We start from the raw sequence: 8,380 nt of genomic DNA on the forward strand, positions 1-8,380 counted from the left end.
AAGGAACGCGAACGTGAATACCAATAAAGCAGGCATCTCCCGGATTTGGGTCAGTGTGATGGTAGTGGTCAGCCTGGTGCTGAGCGGTTGTGCCGGTACCGGTAGCTCAATGTTGGGTGGCAGCAGCAACGCAGACCCACGGCTGACCTCCGGCAACGATGCCAAGTTTTTCACCACATCGGGCTATCAGGCCTGTGCTGTCGCCGCAGCCGGTGGCGTGCTCGCCTGCACCCTGTCGAACTCGAGCAACAAGGCTACCTGCGCCGTCGTCGCTGGCCTTGCCGCGTGTGGCGTGGCCATGGGCGCCAACTACTACCTGGATCAGCGTCGTGCCCAGTACTCCGACACTAATCAGCGTCTGACGATGATGACCACTGATGTTCAACAGGAAACGGCCAAGGTCGCCGAGCGAACCAACACACTGCAACGCGTGATCAACGACGACAAACAACAAATCGCCGCCCTGCAGCGCGATATTCAAGCCAAGACGGTTAACAAGGCCAAGGCACAGCAAGACGTTGCCGCCATCGACAGCAACATTGCCTTGATGCGCAAGGACGTCAACAACATGAAGGCCCGTGTCACCGAATTTGAGAAGGTCGCCAAGCTTGAGCGTGAAGGCGGCGCCAACCAGGCTGAGGTGCAGAAGGTCGAGGCAGAGATTGCCAAGATGAACAACAAGGTCGTTGCCCTGCAGCAGGAGGTCGACGGCCTCTACAGCCAGCGCTCGGCAATTACCCTGGGCTAAGGAGCACGCTATGTACCTACGCCTCAGCCTTTGCATTCTGGCCCTGCTCTCAGTGGGCGGGTGCGCTACTACCGCGTCACAGTGCAATGCCTCCGACAGCGATGTCAGCATGATCAAGAAGCTCAACTGCGACTACGGTGGCGGTTACAGCGAGCAGGTGCGCAACAGCGAGCAGGCCTTGGTCGATGCCCGTGAGCAGAACCGTCAGTTCAACGACGTATATGCTCAGCTCAGCGCACAGCAGACTTCGACCCGCCAAGACCTGGCAACCGTACAACGTCAGCAGGCCAGCCTGGAAAAGTCGCTCAATGGCCTGTTGGCCACGCTCAAGGCCCGGCATGCCAACAAGCGCGACGTACAACAGCAGATTGCGGGCCTTGAACAGCGGATGAAAGCCTCGCAGAGCGCCCCTGCCAGCATGGCCAACGCTGCCCAGGTCGAGGCCCGCAAGCAAGAACTGAAAGCTCTGCAGCAGCAGGTCAGCCGCCTCCAGCTGAGCCTCGGTTACGAGTAAGCCTCTTACCGGCAGCCTCGGCTGCCGGTCTTTTTCAGGACATCCTCATGCAACGGGTTACCCGTGATGCCAGCACGAGCCAGGACGGCTTAGCCTCGCTCGAACACACCGTAGCGATTATCGCCAAGCATTTTCCACCCAGCGTTGCTCACCTCTATGCGGTCCCGCGAAAAGGCGCCGATGGCACCCGTGAATGGTGGTCGGAACTGACCGGACAGCCACGCCAGTACCGCGAGCTCAATGCCGATGAGCAACACGCGCTGCTTGAGATCTATGCACAGCGCCAAGACGCCGTCACACAGTTGGCCAATGAACTGGAACGTCGCGGCCAGGGCACAGAAGCTAGCGCACTGCGGCGACTGGTAGGGCCACCGAACCTCGACAACCTCTACAGCATCAATGGCTATCCGCTGTTGGTGCGCTGGGGTGATCCTGAACCCAGGCCGGCACCAAGCCCGGCTCCACAAATAGCCGCTCCGATTGCGCGTCGGCGAAAGTGGATCTGGTTGCCATGGTTCCTGCTGCCATTACTCTTGCTGCTAGCACTGCTGCTCGCGCTGTGGATAGGCTGGCCTTACCTGCAACGGTGGCTGAATACACCCCAGCCGCAGCACTTCGCCTGCGTTAAAGACCCCCAGGCACAGCCCCCTGAGTTTTCCGTGGTCCTCGATACCTCCGGCTCAATGCAACTGAGCGTGGATGCCACGCTCGAAGACGAGCAATGGTTTTTCACCCTTGGCCAAGAGGACGGGGCCGACCCTGAGCGCCTGGCCCGGATAACCCGAGGCCCAATACGCATGGACGTGGCCAAGAGCGCGTTGAGCCAGATGGTGAACGACCTGCACCCGGCCATCGACATGCGCATCGTGACCTTTGATGGCTGCCGCGCGCCAATCGACCATGGCCAGTTCAGTCTTGCTCAACGCCCGGCCTTGATCCAAGGCATTAAAGGCCTCGTGGCCAACGATGGCACTGCACTCACGGCAAGCCTGGAAAGCGCCGCGCGCACGATGAATGGCCGGGACCGCGACGGGGTCATCGTAATGTTCGTCGATGGTGCAGACGGTTGTGGCCAAAACGCTTGCGAGGTGGCGAAACGTATTGCCCGAGAACAACCACGGTTGCGGGTCAACCTGGTCAACATCAGCAATAACAGCCTGGCCAGTTGCATTGCCGACAGCACCGGTGGCCGGGTGTACTCAGCGAACAATGCCTTGGAAATGGCAAAGGCCCTGCAAGACGCCAGCCAAGAGGTTTCCGGCAGTGCCAATTGCGACTAATGCCTGTTGATTGTAAGGAATTGAACGTATGCAACGGGTAACCCGCGATACCTACGCAAGCCAGGACAGTGCACAGGCTCTGGATCAGACGGTAGCGTTGATTCGCCTGCACTTTCCGCCAACTATTGCTCACCTCTATGCCATCCCCCGCCAAGGCAAAGATGGCGTGCTGGAGTGGTGGTCAGAGCTTGCCGGCCAGCCACACCTCTACGCCACGTTGAACCGTGAACAGCAGGCGGCGTTGTTGATGCGTTATGAAGAACGCCAGACCGCAGTGGGGCACCTGGCCCTGGAGCTGGAGCGGCGTGGCCAGGAACAGGCAGCCAAGGCGCTGCGTGGTCTGATCGGTGCGCCTGACCTCGACAATCTCTACAGCGTCAATGGCGAGCCTCTGGTGGTACGCTGGGGGCAGCAACCGGCACCGCTGCAGGCTCCCCCCGCAGCCCACAAGCCAACACCTGCTCCGGTCGCAGCACCGGCCAAACCTCCGGTCCCGAAACCGGCCCCGGCGTCACGCACGGTGTCTCCACGTCGACGCTGGCTCATGTGGCCCTGGTTACTGGGCTTACTGCTGCTGGCAGCGCTCTGGTGGATCTACGCGTGGTGGCCTTCAATTCACCAATTGTGGGTAGCACCAGGACGCCCTACCTTTGCCTGCGTTCCAGGTACCCCGTCACAGGCAGCCGAGTTTTCCGTGGTACTCGATACCTCAGGCTCAATGGACAGCCGTATTCGGGTCAAGCAAGAAAGCGACCCGTGGTACATCGACCTGTTGCAAAAAGTCCCGCTGCTGGAGGATTACCTTGCATCCAAAGGCCCACAACGGGTCACACGCATGGAGGTAGCCAAGAACTCACTCAGCACATTGGTGGAGAACCTGGACAAAGACATCGACATGCGCCTGGTGACGTTCAACGGTTGCCGCGCACCGCTGGACCATGGCGTATTCGACCGAGACAAACGTCCACAATTGACAGATCTCATCCAGAAACTCGATGCCAAGGGTGGCACCGGATTGGGTATCAGCCTTGAAGCGGCAGCCCGACAGATGAATGGTCGTGACCGCGATGGGGTCATTGTGATGTTTGTCGACGGCAGTGACAGCTGTGGCCAAAGCGTCTGCAAGGTGTCCAGTCAGATTGCTCAGGCACAGCCGCGACTGCGGATCAATGTGGTCAACATCAGTGCCAGTACAGGCTCGAACTGCGCGGCCGAAAATACCGGCGGCCGGGTCTACACAGCCAATGATGCGGCAGCCGTGGCAGCAGCACTGCAAGAAGCCAGCCTGGAAGTGTCAAGTGGCGTACGTTGTGAATGACCGCCTTGCCAGCGATCCGAACCTTGCGCCAATGACGCTTTTCAATTGGATCAATGCCGCTTTCAACCTTGCCCTGTGGTGATTACTGCACGATTCTTTAGCTATCGATCGTCACTACCACCACTTGGCAGGACTCTCTATGAAAACCGTGGCACAGCTCCTGAAATTGAAGTCCCAGCAGCATCAGCAGGTTCATACCATTGCCCCTGACCAGATGGTGCTCGATGCGCTGCGGGTGATGGCTGAAAAGAACGTCGGTGCCTTGCCCGTCGTTGAAGGCGGCAAAGTGATCGGCGTAATCAGTGAACGCGACTATGCGCGCAAGATGGTACTGAAGGGTCGTTCATCGGTAGGCACGCCGGTCAGCGCTATCATGAGCGCACCCGTGATTACGGTAGGCCCGCATCAGAACATCGATACCTGCATGAGCATGATGACCGATGGCCACCTGCGTCACCTGCCGGTAGTGGAGAACGGTGAGCTGCTGGGCCTGCTGTCGATTGGCGACCTGGTCAAGGCGGCCATTGCTGAACAAGCGGACCTTATTCAGCAACTGGAACACTACATTCGCGGTGACTGAAACCGAGGGCTGATTTCAGATCAGCCCTGCACTGTCGTCGTCATCGTCGACCAACAGGCGGGTGAGGCCACCCAGTGCAATCCGCGCCTGAGAGCGCCCCAGCAACTTGCCTTGGGCGCCTTCCGGCAAATCGGTAATGCTGATCAGCCCTTTGCGGGTCAGCACTTCGATCAAGTCTTCCAGTACCCGGATCATCTCCTGGTCACTTTGCTTGAGCCGCTGAAGGCTGCCTTCCAGCACGTCGTCAGCAAACCATTTCTGAATCTCGGTGTTGTCCGCTGGCAAGGTTTCCGTGGCCTCGGCATAGGGTGCGGCCTCTACCCGGCGCAGTTGGCCCTGTGCATCGCGTTGCACGTAGTACATGGGGGTTTCCCTCGTGTGTGTCAGTCCATATCCGCCATCAGCAGCATAGGCAAAGCCCGCCGGACGATAGCGCCCGGCGCGCCAGTATGCGCCGCGAAGACGGTACAGGGAAAGGCCCGAGGCCAGCGACAACCCGGGTCGGGCTGCCGCTGGCACAGGCATCAGCTGTTGGAGTGATCGATCTTGATGGTCGGGTCTGCACCCGAGATCAACGAGTTGATCGTGGTGTTCGACCAGTTCACGCCTTCAAGCTTGATGGTGGCATCCGCATTAGCCAAATTGCCGGCCTCATTGAGCTTACCCTCGGAACTGACCTGCAGCGTAGAAACGCCATCGACGGTGGTGATTTTCAGGTAATTGTCGATAGTACTGGCCTTCTCACCCTGAAGCAGGTCGCTCAGGTCAAGACGGTCGCCTTCAGCAGGCTTGAAGTCCCTGACGACATCATGCCCCGTCTCGCCGGCTTTCCATACGAAGGTATCGGCGCTGCTGCTTCCCACCAGCAGATCATTACCATAGCCACCGGACACCGTGTGGTTGTCACTCTGAGTGAAGAGGATGCTCTCGTTATCACTGCCCAGCAGCGACAGCGCTGCAGCCTGCGACACCGGAGCACCTGGACCCGTTGCATCAATCGTGATGTTCAAATGCGCCGAGTCCGTATCACCATCGGCCTGGGTCAGTTTGTACTCGAACTGATCCGTGTGGCCCACGTTGTCCTTATTGTTAACCGGTGTATAGGTATAGGAGCCATCGCTCTTTATGACCAAATCACCATAGCTACCCGTAACAGTGGTCCCCCCTGCCGGGACATCTACCCAGGTGCCATTGACCTTGACCGACAAGGTTGAGGTTTCGCCGCTAGCGCCCCAGAGGTCGTTTGCTTGCACCGAGCCGGTGACCGGTGTTGCTGACCACTCGATACTCGTAGCACCCGGTACCTTGGCTGTGAAGTCGTCGAACGTCACAGTGGCCAGTTTGCTGGAGGAGTTCCCGCTACCGTCATGTACCTCCAGGAATATCCGATACAGGGTATTGGCATCCAATGCGCCGGTTGTCGCTGTTCCGCTCCCGGAGATGGAGTTGTACTCCACGGAGGACCAGGTATTACCGCCATCCGTGCTCTTGAAAAGCGTCCATCCAGCCGTATCACCATTATTGAAGTTACTGGTGCTGGTAGAGAACGACAACGTTTCGCCAGCAACCGCACCCGTCTTGTAGGTCGGCGTCAGCGCTTGGGCATCACCAGAGCTGCTGCCGTTGTTGTCTGTCAGCTTCAAAGCATTGCTGCTGATTTTTGCATCAGGATTGTTGCCGTTGAGGGAGCTGGACTGCCAACTGTTCAGGTTTACTTTCAGAACAGCACTATCCGACAAACTTGTCTGGTTCTGGTCGACAGGAGTGGTGAACTTCCACTGATTGGTTTCATTGCTGGAGAAATTCGCCAGCGTTGTGGGCGTATCCGCTGCGGTGACTGTCTTGGATACCAACGTAGCCGTTACGTTGTCATCGGTGGCAATCGGATCGCTACGATCATTGACTGTCAGCGTCAACGTCGAAGAGGCTGTCGCGCCATTGGCATCCTTCAAAGTGACATTCAGTACGGCCTGAAGGGACGTAGGGGTGTCGAAATTGTCTTTCCCGCTAAAGGTGTAGGTGCCATCAGCCTTGATAATCACCTTACCGACATTACCGAGGTCAATCGTCTTCACGTCGTTCGCATTGGAGAACGTGTAGGTCACATTATTGAACTCAACGGACACCAGCTTCCAACCATCCGCTGCCCAACCGGCAGTACCACCAGTGTCATTGCTGGTGACATTACCCGATGCAACGCTGCCGCCGGCACTGGTCACCAATGCGTCAGTCAAGGCGCTGAGTGTGGTGTCCACCACCAGCACGTGGTTGTCATTCGCCCCACTGGTGATGGTGCCGGTTTTCTCGCCCGGCTTCCAGGCAATCGGCTCCAGATAGTTTTTGTCGCTGTTGCTCAAGCCGCCAAAGCCCACAGCAAAGGAGTCACTGAACCCTTTGTTTTCAAGGAAATTGATCCAGGTGGACTCAGGCGCCGCTCCATCGTTGGGCACGCCATCTGACATGAAGATGCTGACCAGCTTGCCGCCGCCCGCTGGAGGGGCCGAGAAATTAGTGATTACACTATTCAGTGCATCGTTGTAGTCGGTACTGCCGGTTGCCTGCATCTTGTTGATCGCAGCCAAGGCATCGTCCAGATTGGTGAACCAGCCACCATCTTTGCCCGAACTATGGAACGTCGCGCTGCTGGAAAACGAGACAATGAACACCGAGTGCACGGAGCCGGATGCGAAAAGATTCTTCACCGCATCCTTGAGCATTGCCAGCCGGGAGGTGTATGGGCCTGAACCATCCGGGTCGCTGCCATTCTGTCCATTGCCCGCAGGCCCCATACTGCCAGAACGGTCAAGAACCAGAACCACATCGCTACCGCCAGCCGTTCCGCTTTCCAGGATGGACGCGCTATCGCCGCTGACGGTTGGCCCCTGGTCATTGTCGAGGATGGTGCCGGTGGCCGTATTCTGACTGCCGACTGCGACATGCTCGAACACGTTGTTAGTGTCCGTCACACCCTTGATGGTAGCGGTCAACGACTCGCTGTTTTCAATCTTGGTGTCATCAACGGTCTGTACAGGGAACGTAACGCTGCTGGAACCACCGCCGATGGTAACGTTGGTTGGCAGCGAGCCGTTCACATCACCGGAGTCCGCAGTACCGCTCCAGTCCAGGCTCACGGATACCGATTTACCGCTTGGAACTGTTACCGCGTTACCGTCCTTGTCTACCAACTCAACCTTATAGGTCAGTACACCACCCTCGGTGACGGAGCCTGCACCAGCAAGGCTGATCTTGGCGAATACTGTATCGATCGTGTCGGCAACAGTGGCTGTGGTGCTAGCACCGGCCAGACTGACGCCCTCAAAGTTACCGCCATTGACCGCAGTGACCGTTGCAGAGAGGCTGCTGGCATCTCTGTAGACGTCTTCACCGTTGGTGTTTGGAACCACCAAGGTGCCTTTACCGCTGGCATCAACGTTCACGGTGTAGTTAGTACCACCGACGTTGACGGTCAGGGTCGTCGCGCCCTGTGGCGGATTGCTCAACTGGAAGTTGAAGGTGACGTTCGCGTCGCCTTCTTTAGCCGGGTCAGCAGTCACCGCTACGGTGGTGTTCTGGATCGTGTCGGCAATAGTCGCCGTGGCAGACGCACCCGACAGGTTTGTGCCTTCGAAGTTGCCGCCGTTTACCGCCGTAACGGTCGCGGTGAGGCTGCTGGCGTCGGTGTAGACGTCTTCACCGTTGGTGTTTGGAACCACCAAGGTGCCTTTACCGCTGGCATCAACGTTCACGGTGTAGTTAGTACCACCGACGTTGACGGTCAGGGTCGTCGCGCCCTGTGGCGGATTGCTCAACTGGAAGTTGAAGGTGACGTTCGCGTCGCCTTCTTTAGCCGGGTCAGCAGTCACCGCTACGGTGGTGTTCTGGATCGTGTCGGCAATCGTCGCGGTGCCGGTGGCACCGGTCAGGTCGGTCGCTTCGTAGT

At 58.2% G+C, this 8,380-nt stretch carries 7 protein-coding genes; 5 read left to right on the forward strand and 2 right to left on the reverse strand.

The features are described from left to right. Nucleotides 1-58 precede the first annotated feature (58 nt). From IE038_RS09870 to IE038_RS09890, 5 genes are all read left to right on the forward strand, one after another. Nucleotides 59-748: a hypothetical protein gene (locus IE038_RS09870; RefSeq protein ID WP_163936698.1), complete on the forward strand. Its 690-nt coding sequence runs from the start codon at nt 59-61 to the stop codon at nt 746-748. A gap of 10 nt (nt 749-758) precedes the next feature. Next, entirely contained in the window at nt 759-1,262 is a 504-nt protein-coding gene (locus IE038_RS09875; RefSeq protein WP_163936686.1) for a coiled-coil domain-containing protein, read from the forward strand. 47 nt (nt 1,263-1,309) lie between these two features. After that, nucleotides 1,310-2,542: a vWA domain-containing protein gene (locus IE038_RS09880; protein ID WP_163936689.1), complete on the forward strand. Its 1,233-nt coding sequence runs from the start codon at nt 1,310-1,312 to the stop codon at nt 2,540-2,542. A 28-nt stretch (nt 2,543-2,570) separates the two neighbouring features. Continuing rightward, the gene (locus IE038_RS09885) at nt 2,571-3,860 is read left to right on the forward strand and encodes a VWA domain-containing protein (protein WP_189395535.1); all 1,290 of its coding nucleotides are present in this window, start codon (nt 2,571-2,573) and stop codon (nt 3,858-3,860) included. A 139-nt stretch (nt 3,861-3,999) separates the two neighbouring features. Next, entirely contained in the window at nt 4,000-4,440 is a 441-nt protein-coding gene (locus IE038_RS09890) for a CBS domain-containing protein (RefSeq protein ID WP_163936017.1), read from the forward strand. Nucleotides 4,441-4,455: 15 nt separating this feature from the next. Here the strand turns inward: IE038_RS09890 and IE038_RS09895 are convergent, their stop codons facing one another. Both IE038_RS09895 and IE038_RS09900 read right to left on the reverse strand, forming a co-directional pair. Further along, on the reverse strand, nt 4,456-4,803 hold the full coding sequence (locus tag IE038_RS09895) for a tryptophan synthase subunit beta (RefSeq protein ID WP_163936019.1): 348 nt from the start codon (nt 4,801-4,803) through the stop codon (nt 4,456-4,458). A gap of 161 nt (nt 4,804-4,964) precedes the next feature. Beyond that, nucleotides 4,965-8,380 (reverse strand): beta strand repeat-containing protein (locus IE038_RS09900; protein ID WP_189395536.1); only part of this gene is annotated, 3,416 nt, incomplete at its 5' end.

This window comes from Pseudomonas laurentiana, assembly GCF_014648275.1.
Taxonomy (GTDB): domain Bacteria; phylum Pseudomonadota; class Gammaproteobacteria; order Pseudomonadales; family Pseudomonadaceae; genus Aquipseudomonas; species Aquipseudomonas laurentiana.